We start from the raw sequence: 21565 nt of genomic DNA on the forward strand, positions 1-21565 counted from the left end.
CCGCCGACACGGCGGGGTGAGGGTGTTCGTCAGATCGCGCCGAGCAGGGACTCGTCGTCGCGCTTCTCGCCGCTCTTCAGCATCTCGCGCGCGGTGTCGAGCCCTTCCCACACGTTCCACATCAGCACACCCCGGAGCACGGAGTCGTCGTCGAGGTAGTACACGACACCCTCCTTGCCGGGCGTCTTCCAGTCCTCGACCGTCCTGAGGTCGGTGCTCATCGTGCCGACTGCCTGGTAGCCGTTGTCGAACACGTCGGAGTAGAAGTACGGCGTGTACGTGTACGGCTCGGTGGAGCCGGCCATGATCTTGCCGACCGTCTTTCCCATGCTGTTGGCGTTGTCCACGTGTTCGATGCGTCGACGGCCCAGGATCGCGTCGGGGTAGTTGGCGACGTCGCCCGCGGCGTAGACGTGCTCGTCCGCCGTGCGCAGGAACTCGTCGACCACGATGCCGTTGTCGACGTCGAGCCCCGACTGCTCCGCGAGGTCGGTGTTCGGCGTCACGCCGAGCCCGAAGACCACCGCGTCGGCATCGATCGTGGAACCGTCGCTCAGGGTCAGTGACACCGCATTACCTTGCTGCGCACCGGATTCGACCTTGACACCGGTGCGGACCGTGACGCCGTGATCCTCGAAGTCCTGCTGGAACACCGATGCGAGGTCCGCGGGGAACATGTGACCGCCCACCACGTCGTCACTGCTCACCAGAGTGACGGTGACCTTGTTCTGCGCGAGCGCCGCGGCGATCTCGGTGCCGATGTACCCACCGCCCACCACGACGATGTGGGTTCCCTCCGTCGCCAGTGCCCGCAGGCGCCGGTAGTCCGCGAACGTGCGGAAGTAGACGACGCGCTCGGACGGACGCAGGTCCAGCGTCGTCGGGGTCGCCCCGGTCGCCAGCAACAGTGATCCGTAGTGGTGCGTGTCCCCCTTGTCGGTGGTCACCGTGCGGGCATCGCGATCGATCGACGTGACCGTCGTCGACAGCACCAGCGTCGCGCCCGTCTCCTCGGTGCCCAACGGCACCTCGTCGGTGGTGAACTCCGCGTCGGTCCACAGCTTCTTGCTCAGCGCGGGGCGGGTGTAGGGACCGTCGACGTCGGAGCCGACGACGAGGATGGTGCCCTTCTCGTCGTGCTCGCGGATCCCCTTGGCGGCGTTGTCGGCCACCATTCCTCCGCCGACGATGACGTAGTCGTACTCGGACACGTTGTACCCCTCTTCATGAGCCGTGCGCGCCGACCGAGACGGTCCGCGCGTCACCTGCATAGTGAGTAGCCGATGCGGACTCCGTGGAAACCCGACTGTGTCGTACCTGCGTGCTGTGATGAGTTCCGACGCTCGGCCGAGTCACACCCGACGGGCGCATCGTCGTGTCACGTCCGGAAGGGAAGTCTCATGGCCTCACGCAGTTCGGGTGCCACCGCCATCAGCGCGGTCGGCCTGGTCAAACGGTACGGGGGCGTCGACGCACTCGACGGCCTCGATCTCGAGGTGCCGGAGGGCACGGTCATGGCACTGCTCGGGCCCAACGGAGCCGGGAAGACCACCACCATCCGCGTGCTCACCACACTGCTGCGGGCCGACGCCGGCACCGCCCGGGTGGCGGGCCTCGACGTCGTGGCCGACGCGGCGGAACTCCGCTCACGCATCGGCGTATCGGGTCAGTACTCCGCGGTGGACGAGTATCTGACGGGCTTCGAGAACCTCGACATGGTCGGTCGGCTCTACCACCTCGGGAAGAAGCGCAGCCGTGATCGCGCTCGTGAACTGCTCGAACGGTTCGACCTCGTCGAGGCGGCCGACCGGCCGGTCAAGGGCTACTCGGGCGGGATGCGCCGACGCTTGGACCTGGCGGGCGCCCTCGTCGCCGATCCGCCGGTCCTCTTCCTCGACGAGCCCACCACCGGGCTCGATCCTCGTGCCCGCCTCGAGCTGTGGTCGGTGATCGAGGAACTGGTACAGGGCGGAACGACCCTGCTCCTCACCACCCAGTACCTCGAGGAAGCGGACCAGTTGGCCGACGAGATCGCGGTGATCGATCGTGGTCGCGTCATCGAGCGCGGCACCGCCGACGAACTGAAATCGCGGGTGGGCGGGGCCAGGCTGGAGTTCGCCTTCGACACGGACGGTGATCTGACGACGGCGCAGGGCGTCATGGAGCGTTTCGCACCGGGGCAGGTCACCCCCGACGCCGCGTCCCGGCGGCTCACCGTCGGCGCGGACGACGGGACCACCACGTTCGTCGACGCGCTGGTCCTGCTCCGCGAGAACGGCGTCACCCCTGCCGACGCCTCGCTGGGCAAGCCCAGCCTCGACGACGTCTTCCTCACTCTCACCGGCCAGTCGTCCACCAGACCCGAGGCGGCGGACCAGCAGCCCAGCGGACAGGAGACGGCCCGATGAACTCACCCGCCACAGCGCTGAGCGACGGCGCGACCATCGCCCGACGCAACCTCATCAAGATCAAGCGCGTCCCCGACCTCATCGTCTTCACGCTGCTGTCACCGATCATGTTCGTCCTGGTCTTCGCGTACATCTTCGGGTCGGCCATCGAGATCCCCGGCATGTCCTATCGCGAGTTCCTCATCGCCGGCATCTTCGCGCAGACCGTCATCTTCGGGTCCACGTGGACCGGCCTCGGGCTCGCAGAGGACATGCAGAAGGGCATCATCGACCGCTTCCGCTCCCTGCCCATGGCTCCGTCCGCGGTGCTCGTCGGACGGACCAGCAGCGACATCGTCATCAACGTCATCAGCCTGGTCGTGATGTCCCTGACCGGTCTGCTGGTCGGCTGGCGCATCCGGTCGTCGTTCTGGGAAGCCGTGGCAGGATTCGGGCTGCTGCTGCTCTTCGCCTACGCACTGTCCTGGGTGATGGCGGTGATCGGTCTGTGGATCCGGACGCCCGAGGTGTTCAACAACGCCAGCTTCATCGTCATCTTCCCGCTGACGTTCATCGCCAACACGTTCGTGCAGAGTCAGGATCTGCCCGGAATCCTGCAACCCATCGCCGAGTGGAACCCTGTCTCCGCGATCACGCAGGCCAGCCGGGTGCTGTTCGGGAACACGAACCCGACGATGCCGCCTCCGGACGCCTGGCCACTCCAACACCCGGTGCTCGCGACGGTGGGATGGTCGATCCTCATCCTGATCGTCTTCGTTCCGTTCGCCATCCACCGCTACACCAAGGCGGTGAGCCGCTGACGCCTGAGCCGGTGCTGCCGCACCTCGCTTTCACAGCCTGATCACACGAAGTTCGTGTAGAAATTATCTCCTGTGACGGCAACCAGACCTCCTACGGAGACTGCGGCGGCCGCCCCGTCCGGCGGGGCGCGCCGCCAGCGCGAGATGCTGCGTCGGGTCCGACGCGCCGACATCGCCGTCCCGGCGATCGCTTTCCTCCTGCTCGCCCCGCTCTACAGCGCACTCTCCGTCGTCGGTCAGCGTCAACTGCGCACCTCCGGTTTCGACCTCGGCATCTTCGTGCAGCAGGTCGCCTCGTACGCACGCCTCGACGCGCCGACGTCCGATCTGCTGGGTACGGGCTACAACACGCTCGGTGATCACTTCTCTCCGATCACCGCGCTGCTCGCGCCCTTCTACCGACTCGCCCCTGTCCCCGAGACCCTGCTCGTCGCGCAGGGCGTCCTCTTCGCCGTGGGCGTCGTGCCCCTCTCCCGGTGGGCGTGCCGCAGCCTCGGCACCGTCGCGGGCATCGTGGTGGCCCTCGGCTACGGACTGTCGTGGGGCCTGCAGTCGGCACTGAACTTCGACTTCCACGAGATCGCCTTCGGCGTCCCGATGCTGGCCTTCGCCATGGCGGCGCTCGGCCAGGGGCACTGGCGTGCCGCGGTGGCGTGGACGCTCCCGCTCGTCTTCGTCAAGGAGGACATGGGGCTCACCGTCATCGTGATCGGCGCCCTCGTCGCCTGGTGGACCACGGGTCGCACACGGATTCTGGGCCTGGCGACGGCCGCGTGGGGCGCGGCGTGGATCGTGCTGACCATCACGGTGCTCATACCGCTGCTCAGCGCCGACGACGCCTACGGTCAGGGTTCGAAACTCCCGCCCCTCGGTGAGGGCATCGCCGACACCACACACGGTCTCGTCAGTGGAGACTCGCGCGCTGCGACGGTGCTGCTGCTGTTGGCCGTCACCGGCTTCGCAGCGCTGCGGTCACCGTTGACGCTGGTGGCGGTACCCACCGTGGCATGGAGGTTCCTCAGCGACAACACCAACTTCTGGAAACCGATCTTCCATTACAACGCGATCCTCATGCCGATCCTGTTCGCCGCGTTGATCGATGCACTCATCCGCGGTCGGCGCGACATGCACCTGTCACCGCGTGCGCAGAGGGTGGTGCTCGCCGCTGTCGCCGCCGTCGCTCTGGTCGCGCTGCCCTTCCAGCCGCTGGCTCGGCTCGCCGACGCCGACGGGTGGCGCGTCGACCCGCAGGTGACCACCGCGAGAGCCGTATCGGCGTCCATCCCGTCAGGGGACCGAGTGTCGGCCTCCAACAACCTGGTCCCGCAATTCGTGTCCGATCATCCCGTCTCGGTGTTCCCGCAGCGGGAGACCGATTCCACGACACCGGAGTGGATCGTCGTGAACATCGGCCGGCCCGCCGGGTGGCCCAAGGACGAGTCGGGCGACAACACGGCGATCAGTGCAGCCCTCGCACACGGTTACTCGGTCGTCTCCGACGTGAACGGCATCCTCGTCCTGCGTCGGTGACGGGTCAGCGCCCGGGAACGGGATTCGTCCAGCCCGGGTCGGGTGCCGCGTGCCGACCTTCTCCGGACTGCACCGACTGCGGCGCGGTGTCGCTCGCCGACGGCGGAGCCGGGTTGCTCACCGACGGCGGAGCCGGGTTGCTCATCGTCGCGGCTCTCGGCGACGGCTGACGGGGCTCGTCGTCGTCACCGGGAGGGGGCGACGGAGGATCGATCGGGTCGCGATCCGGATCGGGGCCGGTGTGCGGCCCATGACCACCGGACTGCACCTGGGGAGTGGCGGGAAGCGGCGCGGGGCCGGGACCCGGTGCCGGGTCGGGGCGCGACGGTGCGGGCTCCGGCTCGGGAACCGGCGCCGGCGCGGCAGGTGCCGTGACGGCCGGCGTCGGCTCGGGAGCCTCCTCGACCTCGACGACGTCGGCAATGTCGTCCACCACCGGAGCGGGCGGCGTCGCGGGAGAAGGCGGTGCCGTGTCCACCGGCGGCGCGACCGGCTCGGGTGCCGTGACCGCCGGGGCGGGCGGCGTGACGCCGGGGATCTCGAACGGGAGCGGCGGGAGCTGGAAGACGAACGGCGCCGGCGCGGGCGCGGTCCCGTTCTGCACGGCGGCGGCCTGGTCCTCTCGCCGCTCCCTCCGCTCGTCGGCTTCCTGCGCCGCGAGGTCGTCGGCCGCCTGCTTCGCCTCCTTCTCCTGGCGTTCGCGTTCCGCGTCCTCTGCCGCACGCTCCTTCTGCGACAACTCGTCGCGACGCCTGCTCTCGGCGACCTTCTCCGCCGCCGTGTTCGGCTCGTCGTTCACCGATGTCGGGGCAGCGGACGCCGCGGGAGCGACGAGGACGGACGCGCAGGTCACCAGCCCCCAGGCACCCACGGCCATCGCACTCGCGGCGAGACCGGATCCCACAGTGCGTCGGCGGCGTACGGGCGCGCGGTGCGTCATCGTGTGTCTCTCTCGAGTCGTGGCGGCAGGCGGGTCAGGGCGTATCTGTCTCATGCGGGTCAGGGCGTGGGACAGACGCCGGTGCAGTCGATCTTGCGAACGATGGCGAAGCCGTCGTCGTCCTCCCGCACCGTGAACTGCTGGTCGTACCGGAACTCCCGCCCGTCCGGAACCGTGAGGGTGAGGACGGCGTCGAACACGAGTGGGTCGGACGTGGGCGCCACGTCGATGCGGTGCCGTATCGCCGGGTCCACCGCGTCGATGGATCGCTGCAGATCGGCCACCGTGGCGTCCACACCGGCCGTGTCCGACAGATCCCAGAGCGCAGCGGCCGCTGCGGCGTCACGATCGCGGTAGTACAGATCGTCGTAGCTCACGATCACGGCGGGACCACTCGCGCGGGCCGGGTCGATCGGCGGCGCCGCCGACGCGGGCCGGTCGGCTGTGTCCGCACCGACACCGACACCGGCGGCGGCGACCGGAACCGGTGCGGAGTCCGCGGGGGCGCGCTGCATCATGACGGCGGTGCCGAGCCCTCCAGCGACGAGAAGGGCACCGAGTGCGGCGAAGGCGGGAAGTCGCCCGCTGCGACGACTCGGCCGGGCGTCGGCGGAGCGCGCGCGCAGTGTCGCCGTCGTGCTGTCGAAGGAGGGTGAGCGATCGTCGGCGTGCAGACCCGGGTGTGCGTCGGGAACGATCGGGCGAACCGGCCCCCGCGTCCGCATCACGACGGCGGCGACGTGCGACCAGGCACGACGAACGTCCGCATCGGAGTCCGACGTGGACGGCACGTCGAGCACGGTGCGGACGCCCGCATCCCCGAGCATGCGCCGCAGGTCCGTGGAACCGGACCGTGAACCGGGATGCACCGCATCATGTTTGACGACGACGATGCGATCCGACCACGTGTCGCGGCCACTGCCGCGGAGCGAGTCCATCAGTGCCACGACGCGCAGTGCAGCAGCCTCGGAATGGGGAATCGGGACGACGATCGAATCCGCGTCGTCGATCATCGTGGCGAAGTACGGCTCGTCGCTGCGGGCGTGCACGACGACGGTCTGCCGGTGGTGCGTCAGGACGGTCAGGACGTCCTCGACGGCGCGCCGGTCCTGCAGCGACGCATCCGCTCCGAGAGCATCGTGCCCTTCGGGTCGGGTGTCGACGTAGTGGGACAGTGCTCGCGGATCGCACTCAGGCGCCACCAGGGCCTCGATGTCCTCGGCGATCTGCGCGGCGGCACCGTGCCCGGTGGCCTCACCGGCCAGATCCCAGGCGATCACGCCCCCCGGCCGACGCTCACCGACCGCAGCGGACATCCCGGCGAGCGCATCGCTGCCGAGGTTCTCACCGAGACCGATGTCGGCGATCACGATGCGGTGTCGGACGGGGAGAGCGCCGGACAGGACTCGCCGATCCTCGCTCTCGGTGGTCCCGGAGTGCGAGCCGAACAACCCGCGGCGGTGCGGACGCGGTTCGTGTTCGACGCCCGGGGTGAGGAATGTGGACACTAGGCGAGCTCGTCGCGGCTCGGTACCGAGGTGGACCGGACGACGGGCAGGTGGTGACCACTCCTCATACCCTGTCCCCCGTCCTGTTTTCACCGCCTGTAACGGTCCCCCGACCGCAGTCGAGGAGAATATAGCGCACACGCACGACGTGCGGGCAGTGCTCGGACAACCGACTGCCACAGGACGCCGCGCGCGGTGGATCAGGAGTGACCGAAAGGCACCGGTGAATCGCGGCGCAGTCCGCTGGCCCGCAACACCCGGCGACGCACACCGGCGCGCACCGACTCCTCGCTGCCGATGATCCGCACGGTGCGGCGGGCGCGCGTGATGGCCGTGTACAGCAGTTCCCTCGTCAACAGCGACGACGTCTCGTCCGGGATGACCACCGAGACGGTGTCGTACTGGCTTCCCTGACTGCGGTGAATCGTCATGGCGTACACCGTCTGCACGGCCGACAGCCTGCTGGGATGAACGAGGAACGGGGTCGACCCGCGCGCGAACGCGGCGACCACGCCGCCGTGTCCGTCGTCGACGACCACGCCGGTGTCGCCGTTGTAGATACGGTTGTCGTGGTCGTTCGTCGTCACCAGGAGCGGTTGCCCGAGATACCACTGTGCGGCGTCGAGGAAGGTCGAGGTGTCGGCGCCCACGCGGTCCATCGCCCACCGTGCCCAGTGATCCACACCGGAGGGGCCCTCACGGTGCGCGCACAACAGGCGGTGCCGCTCGAGAGCAGCGAGGGCCGCGGCCGCATCACCGGACGCGGCGGCCGCGGTCACGGCCCGGGCGGTCGAGACCACATCGCGTTCGAGCGACGACACGTCGGACCGCGGACCGAACTCGAGGGCGGGATCGCCCGAGTTCAGCAGGCGCACCACCTCGTCCTCGTCGCCGTCACGCACAGCGACGGCGAGATCGGCGATGACACCGCCGAACCGACGCCCGCGGCTCAGTCGCACGGTGCCCGCGGCGAGTCGGCGCACCTCGCCCGTCGAGAGGCTCTTCTCCGACGAGTCCCCCGCCGCCGGGACGGACCCGAGGTCGGCGCCCACCAGGGCGGTGACCACCTCCGGCAACGCCGCCGTCACCGGCCGCGCGACCAGATCGGCCAACACCGCGCCCGCGTCCACCGAGGTCAGCTGGTCGGGATCGCCGACCAGTACGAGCCTGGTGTCGGCGCGGACCGCCTCCATGAGTCGGCTCATCAGTGTGGACGACACCATGGACGTCTCGTCGACGACGACCACGTCGTACGGGAGCCTGTTGTGTGCGTCGTGGCGGAACCGACTGCGGCTGCCGGGCTGCCAGCCCAGCAGCCGATGCACCGTCATCGCCGGGATGTCGTCTCGCAGTCCCAGTTCCGGTGCCTGCTCGGCCACCGACTCCTGCAGTCGCGCAGCCGCTTTCCCGGTCGGCGCGGCGAGCCCGATCCGTAGACCGGGGCCGTGCACGGCGGTGAGCAGAGCGAGAATACGAGCGACCGTGTGCGTCTTGCCCGTTCCGGGGCCGCCCGCGATGACGGTGGTCCATCCGGTCGCTGCGAGTGCCGCCGCGATGCGCTGCCTGTCGGGCACCTCCGCGCTCGGGAAGTAGGTGGTCAGTCCCCGCCGCACCGCCTCCACGTCGACGGCCGGCGCGTCGAGTGCGCGCGCCGCCAGCACGTCCCGGATCACTTTCTCCTGCAGGTAGTACCGCTGCAGGTAGAGCAACGGGCCGTCCGCGGTGTCCACCACGAGCACCGGTCGCAGCGGACCGTTCTCCCCGCCCAGCACGAGTGGGCTCGCCCGGAGGGCGGCCACGATCGCCGCGTCGTCCGGCCACGGCAGAGCGTCCGTGTCGACCCCGTCATCGGCCGTGACGTCGCGCAGGCGGGTCAGGTCGAGGCACACGGAGCCGACGCGCACCGCGCGCACGGCGAGTGCCACGGCGAACAGCGCCAGTTCATCCCGTTCTCCCCCGAGCGCGCCGAGTCGGAGGGCGACGTGCACGTCGGCCGCGGTGAGGACGCCGACGTCGTTGAACGCGCGCAGCACTCCCTTGCCGCGCTGCGCGACAGCGCCCGGGTACGCCGCGGTCACGACCGGACTCCTGCGAGCAGATCGGACAGCCCCGTCACGAGATCGGGGGACGGCGCCCAGGAGAAGACCCCGCGCCCGGGCGGAGTATCCGGGCCGATCATGCCGCGGACGAAGTGGTACTGCACTCCGCCGAGGTGCACCCGGGGGTCGTACCCCGGTCGACGCCACCGCAGATAGCGATGCAGCGCAACGGAATAGAGCAGTGCCTGCAGCGGATAGTGCGACTCCATCATCTCGCCGGCCATGTCCTCGATCGTGAAGTCGTCGACGGTGAGGTCGCCACTTCTGATGCGATTGGTCTTGTAGTCCACCACCACGTAGCGGGAATCGTCGGACGACCCGACACGCAGGACCGTGTCGACACTGCCGGTGAGGTAGCCCCGGAGCGTCCGGTCGTCGAGCCGGCGCATCCGCTGCGGATAGGCCGCGAGCACGTCGTCCGATGCGAGGTGGTCCGCCACGAGATCGGCGACGGCGTGCACGGTCACGTGTGCCGTCGCGGCGTGGTCACCGCCCGACAACGGGATCTCGAAGTCCATCTCGGCGAGCCTGTTCGACGGGTGAACCTCGGCGAGCGTGCCGGTGCCCGCCGCGCCGAAGTCCAGGGGCGTGCGCAGGACGGCCGTCAGCGCCCGCGAGAGATGATCCGCGTCGATGTCGGCACCGTGTGCCGACACGGCCTCGACACACCGGCGCTGCACCTCGGCAGGTAGATCGTCGACCGAGGTGTCGACGTACTCGAGAATCTCGTGCACCAGGGTGCCGAACGCTGCTCCCGCGGGCAGACCGTTCATGAGCGAGGGGGCCCCCGCGCCCACACCTGCCGCGAACGGGTCCTCCACCGGTTCGTCGCCGAGTATCGGGTCCTCGGACTCGACGACCTCCACCGGCTGATCGTGCGCGCCCGCGGTCAGCGCAGAGTAGGACGTTCGCCGCCAGGCGGTGTCCAGCCTCCGGCCGAAGTGCGCGACGGCCAGTGCGCCGCCGCTTCTCTCGGACGTCCGCGCGGGCCGGGCCACCACCGTCACGTCCTGCACCGCCTCGACGACGATCGCGCTGCCGCAGCGCGACTGCAGGGTCGCCGCCGCGGAGGCATCGTCCTGCAGGCGCACCGTCGACTCCGGTTCCGCGATGCCGGGCACTCTGCCGAAGAGCAGTCGATGCAACGGGGACGCCGCCGTGATCGCCGTCGGTGCCCACCACAGCACCAGACGGCACTGCGCGCGGGTCAGGGCGACGTAGAGGAGGCGCATCTCCTCGCCCGCCGCCTCCTCGTCGTGGCGCTGCTTGCGTTCGCGGTACCCCGGAGTGGTGGGCCCACCGACGTCCCGCACACGCGCACCCTCGTCGTCGTGGAAGAGCAGGGTGTCCGGATCGAACGATCCGGCGGCACCCCACGCGAACGGGACGTACACGACCGGGAACTCCAATCCCTTCATCGCGTGCACCGTGGCCACCTGCACGGCCTCGGCATCGCTGTCGAGCCGTCGACTGCGGTCGGCCACAGCGCCGCTCGTGGGGTCCTGGATCCGGTCGGCCAGCCAGCGGGTCAACGAGGTCACCCCGTGGCCGCCCTCGAGCGACTCGCGCTGGACGAGTTGCGCGACGTGCCGCAGGTCCGTCAGATCGCGTTCACCGGATTCGGTTGCCAGCAGGCGTTTCTGGAGCTCGGTGGATCCGGTGAGATTCTCGACCATCGCCGCGAAGCCCACCCCCGTGACGAGCGCGGACCACTCGCGGCAGCGCGCACTCAGTGCGGAGGTCGCGGCGTCGCCACCCTCGTCGAGGCTGCGAGCCGACCATCCGAGCAACGGTGTGAGCGCGGCGCGCCGCACGACGTCGGCGCGGTGCGGCTGCTCCAGTGCCTGCAGGAGTTCGAGCCAGTGCACCGCGGACTCGGTGGCGAACACCGACGAGCCGCTGTACAGCACGGACGGCACGCCGGCGCGCTCGAGAGCGGATCGCACCTGTTCGGCCTGCCTGCCCGACCGGACGAGCACGGCGATGTCTCCGGGGGCGACAGGGCGCGGCGACACACCGCCGACCGTCAGCGTGGCGTCGCCGTCGAGAAGCGCGACGATGTCCCGAGCGACGTCGTCGGCGATACGCAGCCGGACCTTCTCGGCAGCCGGGAGACCCTTGTTGTTCAGCGGACCGGAGCCCGTTCGACCGAACACGCGGAGACGCACGGGAGGCAGCGGGTCCCGCGTCGCGGCCGCCAGCAGCCGAGGTTCCCGATGCGATGCCGTCACCGGAGTGACGACGATGTCGGGATGTCCCAGTGCGGCACCCTCGTACAGGTGCGCGAGTGAGCCGATGACGGCCGCGTCGCTACGCCAGTTGGTGGTGAGTGCCAGGTGCCGGTCCGCCACCGCTACCGCATCGAGGTAGCTGAGCACCTCGGCGCCGCGGAACGCGTAGATGGCCTGCTTGGGATCACCGACGAGAACCAGGGTGCAATGCCCGTGGAACGCCCGCCGCAGGATGGACCACTGCAGCGGGTCGGTGTCCTGGAACTCGTCGACGAGCACCACCGTGAACTTCTCGCGGACACGCGCGCACGCGGCAGGGCCGTGCGTCTCGTCCGACAGCACGCCGTGCAGGAGTTCGAGCAGGTCGTCGAAGTCGCGGACCCCGAGCCGCCGCTTCCGGCGCTCGGTCTCCTCCCGCGCCTCGCGGGCCAGCCCCACCCGCTGACCGGCCGCCGTGTCGTCGGGAGCGTCCGGACTGAGCACGGCCCGCCGATCCGAGACCGCCGCCCTGGCCACCGTGCGCGCCTGCGCGACGGTCAGTGGCGGCGAGCCGACCTCAGTGCTGTAGCGACGCAGATACAGGTCGTCGACCACGTCGTCGACGAGATGGTCCACAGACTCGACGAAGGTCGCATCCGGTTCCCGCTCGCCCGCGATCCCGAGTCCGTCCAGCATGCGTTGACAGAAGCTGTGCGTCGTGGCGATCGTCCCGGCGTCGAACTCCGACAGCGCCGTCAGCAGCCGAGTGCGCCGCAGCACCACCTCGTCGTCGTCGACGTCCGCGAGCAACGCGATCAGCTCGTCACCGCCCGCGCGGGCCGCCGACGGATCCGCCAGGGCGGCCGCCACCTCGGCGAAGCGTGCGCGCGTGCGTTCCCGTAGCTCGCGCGTCGCGCCCTTGCTGAACGTCACCAGCAGTACGCCCGCGATGTCGGTGACGCCCTCGGCGACATAGCGGGCGGCGAGGCCCACGATGGCGTAGGTCTTGCCCGTGCCGGCGCTCGCCTCGAGCACGGTGGTGCCCAGCGGGAGCGGCCCTGTCAGATCGAACGTGCTCATCGCTGCTCCGTACCTTCGAGAGCGCTCATCGCTGCTCCATACTTTCGTGGGTGAGCAACGGCTGCCACACTCGCCGCGCGAGCACACCGAAGCGCGTGCCGTCGGCCGACCACGCCGCCTCGTCGGCGGCCGGAGGAATCGCCGTCCACTGCCCGAAGTCGACTCCGCTTCCGTGCACCAGAACTACCGCCGGCTCCGTGACGTCGCCGAACCGATCCGAGAACTGCTGGGCTGCCGCCGCGAGCGCCATCTCCTCGCTGCTTCCCCGAACGACTCTGGTGGCGTACGCCTCCCCGGACTTCAGCGCCAGGGGCAGTGGCTCGCGCAGACCGCGGTCACGCAGGTCCGCCAGCTCTGCCAGAACCGCGCGGGCGTCCTCGGGTGTCGTGAGGGTCGACCGCGACACGGGCCGTGAGGACCGACCCCGCGCGGTGGTGACCGCCGTCCACCCGTCCGAGTCACTCTGCGCCGCGACCGCCAGCAGGTGGATCCAGGCCTCCAGTCGCCGCTTCGGGGCCATCCTCGAATAGGACGTGCGCGCCACGGTGGTGCCGTGCACCCCGGGGACGGTGCCCGTGAGTCGCCGTCCCCCGTCCAGATCCACGACGACGTCCACACTCTCCGGCGGCCCGACGTGGATCTCGGCCGCCGCGTCGGCGATGGGCACCACGTCGTTCTCGATCTGCTCGAGCAGACGCGCACCCTGAGCAAAGGGCGGAAGAGTTCCGCGGCGCCACTCCGCGGCCCGGAAGTCCGCCAGTTTCACACCGGTCAGGAGGGCCGACAGCATGCGCTCTCCGATGTCCCAGGCCGACAACGCGTCCAGCTCCACGGCGAGGGAGTCGACGACGTCGTCGTCCCGCCCCGACAGACCCACCTTCAGTCGCTGCCGCACGAACGCGGTGACGGGGCTCTGCACGAACGCCACCAGCTCCGCCAACGCCACGTCCGCGGAGTCTCGCGCCGGGAGCGGACCGTCGAGGAAGGGCTGCCGCGGCACGAAGGGAGCGCTCGCCGCCACCGCGCCCGCGAGCGCGGCACTGTCGAACCCGGCGGGAGCACTGCCGTCGAAGATCGACGGATCGAACGGCTGCAACGGGTGCCGCGTGACCGCGCAGTTGTTCTCGACCCCCGCCGTGGCCGCCACCACCTCGATGACCTCGGACAGCGGGATGGCCGGAGGTTCGTGAGCACCCGACACCGGATTCGCACCGGTGTGGAACAGGACCAGCTTGTCCCCGGCCGACATGAGGGCGTCGAGCAGCAGCTGACGGTCCTCGCTCCGGATGTCACGCTCGCCGATCAGCGCACCGCGCGCGAGGACGTCGTCGCCGTCGAGGTGGCCGGCCCGCGGGAAGACGTCGTCGTCGAGTCCGAGCAACACCACGACCCGGTGCGGCACCGACCGCATCGGGACCATGGTGCACACCGTCAGTTCTCCGGTGCGGAAGTTCGATCGCGTCGGGCGTCCGGCGAGGCGAACGCGCAACATCGACCGGATGTCGGCGAGTTGCAGGGTGACGTCGTCACCGTGCTCCAGCGCGGCGGACACTTCCCGCAGCGCGTCGACCCGGTGTCGGACGTCGGCCGGCCCGACCTCGGTGAGCAGATCGATCGCTCGGATCAGGCTCGCGCGCCACGTCCGGACCGGATGCTCGCCCCGCATAGCGCGCAACACGACCGACACCCGGTCGACCAGTTCTGCGTACCGACCGGCGAGGTCGATGTCGTTGCCGTCGACGTCGTCCACGGGAAGAGCCAGGCCCAGCCAGTCTCCCGTGGTCTCGTCGGCAGCGGCACCGAGCAGCAGTCGGTCCATGGCCGAGGTGAACGTGTTCTGCCGAAAGTCGCCCAGGCCGAACAACTCTCGCTGCACAGAATCGATGCCCCAGCGCGCACCGGACACCCGTGTCCACTCGGCGAGCCGCTCGAGATCGTCGTCGGAGAAGCGGAACCGGGTCCGCACCGCCTCGGACGCGGCGAGATCGAGCATCTGCGACGCGGTGACGCGGTCACCTGCCATCTCGATCATCGCCGCGATCACGTCGAGCACGGGATTGGTGCGCCGGAGTCCTCGATCCGCCAGACGCACGCGGAGGCCGTGCGCCGGGTGCGCCGAAGGATCACCCACCGCGCCCTCGTTCCCGAAGGCTGCTCGCACGAGCGGAGCGAAGGTGTCCACGTCCGGGCACATGATCAGGACGTCGCGCGGTTCGAGCGTCGGATCGTCCTGGAACAGGTGCAGCAGGGTGTCGCGCAGCACGTCGACCTGCCGGGCGGGGCCGTGGCAGGCGTGGATCTGCACGCTGTCGTCCATCCCCGGTACATGGGGTGCGGCCGGGGCGCGGTCGGCCACGATGTCGTCCTGCATCCTGCGCAGGACGGTCGTCGACGCCTCGACGGGCCGCGCGTCGGGCCGTTCCGGATCGGCGAGGTGGCGGTCCGCATCGGCTGTCGGTTCGAGGAGCGGTTGCAACTCGCGCACGTCGCGGCCGAGGCTCACCAGCAGTGGGTGACCCGCCGTCGACACCGGCGGCGCGTCAACTCGCCGCACCGACCCGGTACCCGCACGCCGGGACGTCGCGGCCCACGAGATCGGGCTGGGGTGTGGCAGCCACAGATGGACGTCGCGGTGATCGGCCACCGCCCGCAACACGCGTCGCTGCAGGGTGGTGAGACGGGTCGCCCCGAACAGGGACACGCGGGAAGGAAGGTCGAGCATCGACCCGTCGGCGGCGAGGGCGTCGCAGACCGGGTCCAGTCTCTCCGCGGGGCCGGGCACCCCGATGTGCTCCCGCACTCGGCGCCACAACTCCGCCTGCCACAGGAGATCCGGCGCGAGCGGGGCACCGGCGCCGTCCGTGTCGGCACCGGCCGCCCAGTCCACGATCATCGAGGGCCGTTGCGCGGCATACGAACGGAAGAGCCCGGACACATGGGAGGCGGTGGACCAGCGTCGACCACGGCGGTGATCGTCCGGCGCCGCCGCCGCACCGCCGATGCTCCGGGAGAGAACCGAGCACCAGGGTTCGGTCGAACACTCGTCGATCACGCGCAGGACGGTCCACAGCAACGGGCCCGCGGCCCACGGATCCGAGTCGGCGTCCACCCCCGTCACCACGGCCAGGACGTCGTCTACCAGGCGGCCGGGCGACGGGAAGTCGATGTTCGCCGCGATGCCGTCCGACGCTCCCGCGGCCCCCAACGAGAGGGAGAGCCGCTGTTGCAGCCACCGCTCCACGCCCTTCGCCGGGACCGCGACGACGTCCGCGGTGAAGGCGTCCGCGAGGGGCTCGGCGAGCAGCGTCGCGAGACCGGTGGCCAACGTGCTCGCGCGTTCGGCGCGGTGGAGCTCGAGCACGTGCCCTCCTGGAACGTCGTGGTGTCCCACCGACCGTGAGGTCCGGTGTGGACCCGACCGTAGCGCCCGGCTCCGACAGGTCACCGTTGACATCCACTGTGCCGTGATTCACACTCAACCTGTCAGACAGCCTGACAGCAAGCGAAGGAGAACGCCGTGGCCGCCACCCGTACCGAGCACGATCTGCTGGGAGAGCGCGAGGTGCCCGCCGATGTGCTGTGGGGCATCCACACTCTGCGCGCCACCGAGAACTTCCCCATCACCGGCCGTCCGATCTCGTCGAACACCAAGCTGATCCGCGCGCTCGCCGCCGTGAAGTACGCGGCCGCGGCGGCCAACATCGAACTGGGCCTTCTCGACCAGGTGCGCGGCGACGCCATCCTGCAGGCCGCCCGCGAGATCCTGGACGGCCGGTGGCACGACCAGTTCGTCGTCGACGTGATCCAGGGCGGCGCCGGCACGTCGACCAACATGAACGCCAACGAGGTCATCGCCAACCGCGCGCTGGTGCTTCTCGGCCACCGGCCCGGCGAGTACACGCACCTGCACCCCAACGAGCACGTCAACCTCGGCCAGTCGACCAACGACGTCTATCCCACCGCCTGCAACATCGCGACGATCCTCGCGGTGGCCGAACTGTCCGAGTCGATGCGCATCCTGCAGGACGCCTTCCGCGCGAAGGCCGAGGAGTTCCGCGCCGTCGTCAAGATGGGCAGGACCCAGTTGCAGGACGCCGTGCCGATGACACTGGGCCAGGAGTTCGGCACGTTCGCCGTCATGATCGACGAGGACCGCGCCCGCCTCGAGGAGGCGTCACTGTTGGTGCACGAGATCAACATCGGCGCCACCGCGATCGGCACCGGACTCAACGCCGCCCCCGGCTACCGCGAGGCAGCGGTCCGGCACCTCCGCGAGATCACCGCACTCCCCCTCGTGAGCGCGACGGATCTCGTGGAGGCGACGCAGGACGTCGGCCAGTTCGTGCACCTCTCGGGGGTACTCAAGAGGTGCGCGGTGAAGTTGTCGAAGGTGTGCAACGACCTCCGCCTCCTCTCCTCGGGACCGCGCGCCGGCTTCGGCGAGATCGACCTGCCGGCGGTGCAGGCCGGGTCGTCGATCATGCCCGGCAAGGTCAACCCCGTCATCCCCGAGGTGCTGAACCAGGTGGCCTTCCAGGTCATCGGCCAGGACGTCACCATCACCATGGCGGCCGAGGCAGGTCAACTGCAGCTCAACGCCTTCGAGCCCATCATCATGGAGTCGCTCACCTCCGGCATGACGCACCTGGGTGCGGCCTGCCGGACACTCGCGGACAAGTGCGTCGTGGGGATCACCGCACACGAGGCCCACCTGCGGGACAGCGTCGAGCACTCCATCGGACTGGTCACGGCACTCAACCCGCACATCGGATACCAGGCCGCTACCGAGATCGCCAAGGAGGCGCTCGAGAGCGGACGAGGAGTCGCGGAGCTGGTGCTCGAACGCGGGCTCCTGACAGCGACACGACTCGAAGAACTGCTCCGCCCCGAACATCTCGCGAATCTCCAGAACTGAGGACCCGATGACCACGACCACCGATCAGCACGGCGCCGACGACGCCCTCCACGCCGCCGAGAACGACGGCTATCACAAAGGCCTGAAGACGCGGCAGGTCCAGATGATCGCCATCGGCGGCGCCATCGGAACCGGCCTCTTCATGGGTGCGGGTGGGCGTCTCGCGCAGGCCGGCCCGGCACTCGTCATTGCCTACGCGGTGTGCGGGTTCTTCGCGTTCCTCATCCTCCGGGCGCTCGGCGAACTGGTTCTGCATCGTCCGACATCCGGGTCGTTCGTGTCCTACGCCCGTGAATTCTTCGGCGAGAAGGCAGCGTTCGTCTCCGGATGGCTCTACTGGCTGAACTGGTCGATGACCGCCGTCGTCGACGTGACCGCGGTGGCGCTGTACATGAACTTCTTCGGCCGCTACTGGGACCCGATCGCGTCGGTACCGCAGTGGGTCTTCGCCCTCGCCGCCCTGCTGCTGGTCCTGTCCCTGAACCTGGTGTCGGTGACAGTGTTCGGGGAACTCGAATTCTGGTTCGCCCTGATCAAGGTGCTCGCCCTGGTCGCATTCCTGTGCATCGGGCTCTTCCTCCTCGTGAAGGGGACACCGAACCAGGAGCAGGGCTTGTCGATGATCGCCGACAACGGCGGTCTGATCCCCAACGGTCTGCTGCCCGCCGTCGTCATCATCCAGGGCGTCGTGTTCGCCTACGCCTCCATCGAGCTGGTCGGCACCGCCGCGGGCGAGACACCGAACCCCGAGAAGGTCATCCCGAAGGCGATCAACACTGTCATCATCCGCATCGCCGTCTTCTACGTCGGGTCCGTGCTGCTGCTGTCGCTGCTGTTGCCCTACTCCGCCTACCGCGCGGGTGAGAGCCCGTTCGTCACGTTCTTCGGGTCGATCGGGGTCGAGGGTGCCGACACGGCCATGAATCTCATCGTTCTCACCGCGGCCCTGTCCTCCCTCAACGCGGGTCTGTATTCGACCGGGCGCATCCTGCGGTCCATGGCCGCGGCGGGAAGTGCGCCTCGCTTCGCGATGAAGATGAGCAAGGCCGGCGTGCCCTACGGCGGGATCCTGCTGACGGCAGCGGTTACTCTGCTCGGAGTGGTGCTCAACGCCGTCGTTCCCGAGCAGGCTTTCGAGATCGTGCTGAATCTCGCGGCGCTCGGCATCGTCAGCGCGTGGGCCATGATCGTGCTGTGCCAGCTGAAGCTCTGGCACCTGTCGAAGGAGGGCGTGGTGGCGCGGCCGTCCTTCCGGTTGTTCGGCGCCCCGTACACCGGCATCGCCACCCTCGTCTTCCTGGTGGTCGTCCTGGTCCTGATGGGCTTCGACTACCCGATCGGCACCTGGACCCTCGCCTCCCTCCTGGTCATCGTTCCCGCGCTGGTCATCGGCTGGCGCGCAGCGCGCCCGGGCATCGAGCAGCTCGCCCGCGAGCGCGCCCGTGCGGGAGGGGGAACGGTCGCCCGATGAGTTCACCCGCACTGCCGACGGTCGCCGTCCTGACCACCGGTGGAACCATCGCCAGCCGCGTCGGCCCCGATGGTGTCAGCACCACGGGCCGTCACGCCCACGACGTCCTGGTCGACGCCGGACTCCGCGTGGGCGTCCGGGTCCGAGTCACCGACGTCCTGTGTGTCGACAGTGCCGCGATGTCGCTCCTCGACATGGACACCGTCCGCGGCGCTGTCACCGAGGCGCTGCGTGACGACGCGGTGCGCGGTGTCGTCGTCCTGCACGGCACCGATTCCCTCGAGGAGACGGCGATGCTGATCGACCTCTCTCACACCGACGTTCGCCCCGTCGTGATCACCGGCGCCCAACGCACCGCGGATCACGCCGACGGCGACGGCCCGCACAACGTCGAGTCGGCCCTCCGCGTCGCCGCTGATCCCGAGCGGCGAGGCCTCGGTGTACTCGTCGCCTTCGGCCCGCGCGTTCTCCGGGCCCGCGGGGTACAGAAATCGCACACGACCGCGCTCGATGCCTACTCCGGAACGTCGGCGGTGCATCAGGCCGCGCGGGAGACGCTGCCGGACAGTCCGATCGACGGAATCCGGGTCGACGTCGTCGCGCTCTATCCGGGTGTCGACGGACTCGTCATCGACGCCCTGCGATCCGCGCGTACCGACGGGATCGTGCTGCAGGCGATGGGCGCGGGCAACGCGAACGCCGCCGTCGTGGACGCCGTGCGCCGGTGCACCGATGCCGGTGTCCCGGTGATGCTGTCGACGCGGGTGCCGTCCGGCGGTGTCGTCACCACCTACGGCGGCGGCGGCGGGAGCGCAGACCTGGTACGTGCCGGTGCGGTGTCCGCGGGCGACCTCAGTCCTGCCCAGGCACGAATCCTGCTGTGCGCGTTGCTGAGCAACCGCCTGCCGATCACAGCGGACCTGGCCTCGATCAGTACTGCTCGGTGACCATCACCGCAGTCGTCCCGTTCTCGAGTGCCTCGAACACGTGGGGCACGTCGCCGGGGTACGACAGGTAGTCCCCCGGTCCGAGCTCCTCGGTCGCGTCCACCGGCCCGCACACCGCCCGGCCGGACGACACCACCACGTGTTCGATCACCCCGTGCATGTGCGGATCGGACAGCCGCGGCGTCCCCACCTCGGCGGCGAGCAGATACAGGTCGCGGCGCGCGGTCGGTGGGCACGACGACAGCAGTGTCGCGGTGTAGTCCGACGACTCCGCCGCGATCGACGGGCCCTCACCGCGGCGCACCAGGCGGACCTCCTGCCGCGGCGGTTCCACCAGGCGTGCGAAGGGTACGTTCAGCGTCACGCTCAGAGCCCACAGTGTCTCGACGCTGGGATTGCCGGTTCCCGACTCGAGCTGGGAGAGGGTCGACTTCGCGATTCCCGCGCGACGGGCCACCTCGGCGAGAGACAGGCCCGTACGTCGACGCTCCCGGACGAGCGACGCGGCGATCGCGGCGATGGGTGCGCTGTCGGACATGACTGCATGATGCCACAATGTTCACCACACACTCCGCTCGTTCGCCTTGACGAACGGTACCGTGGCCGTTCACTATGAGCACCATGCGTTCGATATGGCGAACACCCCTGTGGCCCGCGCTCCGGGACGACCCCGACGTGGCGGTGCGGGACATCGCCGTGGTGTGCCTGGCCGACGCCCTGGTCGGTGCCTCGCTCGGTGCGATCGCCGTCGCGTCCGACCTGCCGTGGTGGCTCCCCTGCCTGCTGTCGGTCGCCGTGTTCGCGGGCGCCTCACAGTTCGTGTTCGTCGGGGTACTGACCGCCGGGGGCAGCGTTCTGGCCGCGGTGTCGAGCGCGCTCCTCATCAACGGCAGACTGCTTCCGCTCAGCTTCTCGGTCGCCCCTCTGCTCGGTGACCGACCCGCCGCACGACTGCTCGGGGCCCATCTGGTCACCGACGAGTCGGTCGCCTTCTCGATGGCCTCGACCACCAGGCGAGGCCGGACCCTCTCGTTCTGGTTCTGCGGCGCGTTCCTCTTCCTCGCGTGGAATCTGGGCGTGCTGGCTGGTGTGGGCCTCGGCGCCGGCGTGGAGAGCGCGGAGTCGCTCGGACTCGACGCCGCCTTCCCCGCCGTCCTGCTCGCCCTCGTGATGCCCTCCCTACGCGATCGTGTGACGCGCATCGCCGCGGGCGTCGGCGCCGTGGTCGCCGTCGCCGCGGGCGTCGTGGTGCCCGCCGGCGTTTCCGTGGTGTTCGCTCTGATCGCCGTCATGCCGTTCGTGCTCCGACATGTGCACAGGAACGACGCCTCGTGAGCACTGCGGCCATTCTCGCGGGTGTCGCCGCACTCGCGGTCGGCACGTTCGCGCTCCGCCTGATCGGGATCGCGCTGCGCGGGCGCCGGGAACTGTCCGTGTCGGCCGAGAAGTCGATGACCACCGCGGTCGCCGTGGTGTTCGTCGCCCTTGTCGCGACCTCGGCGTTTCCCCGTGACGCCGGCCTCGCACTCCCCGCCGGGGTCCTCGTCGCCGCTGTCCTCGCTTGGCGCAGAGCGCCTTTCGTACTCGTGGTCGTCGCTGCAGCAGCGGTCACCGCGGGCCTGCGCTGGCTCGGCGTCAGCTGACCCGAGCACGGGCG

General features: G+C 69.8%; 15 protein-coding genes. 8 read left to right on the top strand and 7 right to left on the bottom strand.

The genetic code is table 11. From position 1 onward, the window contains the following. Positions 1-29: 29 nt before the first annotated feature. Positions 30-1211, bottom strand: coding sequence for an FAD-dependent oxidoreductase (locus tag JOE30_RS19900; protein WP_307806255.1), 1182 nt, complete (start codon positions 1209-1211; stop codon positions 30-32). Positions 1212-1400: 189 nt separating this feature from the next. Between JOE30_RS19900 and JOE30_RS19905 the strand changes: the two genes are divergently transcribed. From JOE30_RS19905 to JOE30_RS19915, 3 genes are all read left to right on the top strand, one after another. Then, on the top strand, positions 1401-2408 hold the full coding sequence (locus JOE30_RS19905) for an ATP-binding cassette domain-containing protein (protein ID WP_204868697.1): 1008 nt from the start codon (positions 1401-1403) through the stop codon (positions 2406-2408). Next, the gene (locus tag JOE30_RS19910; RefSeq protein ID WP_204868698.1) at positions 2405-3208 is read left to right on the top strand and encodes an ABC transporter permease; all 804 of its coding nucleotides are present in this window, start codon (positions 2405-2407) and stop codon (positions 3206-3208) included. The genes JOE30_RS19905 and JOE30_RS19910 overlap by 4 nt, the downstream gene beginning before the upstream one ends. A 72-nt stretch (positions 3209-3280) precedes the next feature. Beyond that, a complete protein-coding gene (locus JOE30_RS19915; RefSeq protein ID WP_307806256.1) occupies positions 3281-4738 on the top strand; it encodes a DUF2079 domain-containing protein in 1458 nt (485 codons plus the stop codon). Between the two features lie 4 nt (positions 4739-4742). Here the strand turns inward: JOE30_RS19915 and JOE30_RS19920 are convergent, their stop codons facing one another. From JOE30_RS19920 to recC, 5 genes are all read right to left on the bottom strand, one after another. Then, on the bottom strand, positions 4743-5678 hold the full coding sequence (locus JOE30_RS19920) for a hypothetical protein (protein WP_204868699.1): 936 nt from the start codon (positions 5676-5678) through the stop codon (positions 4743-4745). Positions 5679-5737: 59 nt separating this feature from the next. After that, positions 5738-7186 (bottom strand): hypothetical protein, encoded by a 1449-nt coding sequence (locus tag JOE30_RS19925; RefSeq protein ID WP_204868700.1) that lies wholly within the window; start codon positions 7184-7186, stop codon positions 5738-5740. Between the two features lie 200 nt (positions 7187-7386). After that, on the bottom strand, positions 7387-9264 hold the full coding sequence (recD, locus tag JOE30_RS19930) for an exodeoxyribonuclease V subunit alpha (RefSeq protein ID WP_204868701.1): 1878 nt from the start codon (positions 9262-9264) through the stop codon (positions 7387-7389). Then, positions 9261-12575, bottom strand: a complete 3315-nt coding sequence (locus tag JOE30_RS19935; protein WP_204868702.1) for a UvrD-helicase domain-containing protein — start codon at positions 12573-12575, stop codon at positions 9261-9263. The genes recD and JOE30_RS19935 overlap by 4 nt, the downstream gene beginning before the upstream one ends. Positions 12576-12600: 25 nt before the next feature. Continuing rightward, complete coding sequence (gene recC / locus JOE30_RS19940) at positions 12601-15936, bottom strand: exodeoxyribonuclease V subunit gamma (RefSeq protein WP_204868703.1); 3336 nt, start codon at positions 15934-15936, stop codon at positions 12601-12603. A 156-nt stretch (positions 15937-16092) separates the two neighbouring features. Between recC and JOE30_RS19945 the strand changes: the two genes are divergently transcribed. From JOE30_RS19945 to JOE30_RS19955, 3 genes are read left to right on the top strand one after another with little or no spacing between them, the layout of a single operon-like run. Further along, the gene (locus JOE30_RS19945) at positions 16093-17490 is read left to right on the top strand and encodes an aspartate ammonia-lyase (RefSeq protein WP_204868704.1); all 1398 of its coding nucleotides are present in this window, start codon (positions 16093-16095) and stop codon (positions 17488-17490) included. Positions 17491-17497: 7 nt separating this feature from the next. Continuing rightward, positions 17498-18961, top strand: coding sequence for an amino acid permease (locus tag JOE30_RS19950; RefSeq protein WP_204868705.1), 1464 nt, complete (start codon positions 17498-17500; stop codon positions 18959-18961). After that, positions 18958-19908, top strand: coding sequence for an asparaginase (locus tag JOE30_RS19955; RefSeq protein WP_204868706.1), 951 nt, complete (start codon positions 18958-18960; stop codon positions 19906-19908). Before JOE30_RS19950 ends, JOE30_RS19955 begins: the two co-directional genes overlap by 4 nt. Here JOE30_RS19955 and JOE30_RS19960 read toward each other — a convergent pair. Further along, entirely contained in the window at positions 19892-20446 is a 555-nt protein-coding gene (locus tag JOE30_RS19960) for a helix-turn-helix domain-containing protein (protein ID WP_056448549.1), read from the bottom strand. The genes JOE30_RS19955 and JOE30_RS19960 overlap by 17 nt on opposite strands. A gap of 83 nt (positions 20447-20529) precedes the next feature. Between JOE30_RS19960 and JOE30_RS19965 the strand changes: the two genes are divergently transcribed. Next, complete coding sequence (locus JOE30_RS19965; protein ID WP_204868707.1) at positions 20530-21243, top strand: AzlC family ABC transporter permease; 714 nt, start codon at positions 20530-20532, stop codon at positions 21241-21243. Then, complete coding sequence (locus tag JOE30_RS19970; protein WP_204868708.1) at positions 21240-21551, top strand: AzlD domain-containing protein; 312 nt, start codon at positions 21240-21242, stop codon at positions 21549-21551. Before JOE30_RS19965 ends, JOE30_RS19970 begins: the two co-directional genes overlap by 4 nt. Positions 21552-21565 lie beyond the last annotated feature (14 nt).

This window comes from Rhodococcus sp. PvP016 (assembly GCF_017832185.1).
Taxonomy (GTDB): Bacteria; Actinomycetota; Actinomycetes; order Mycobacteriales; family Mycobacteriaceae; genus Rhodococcoides.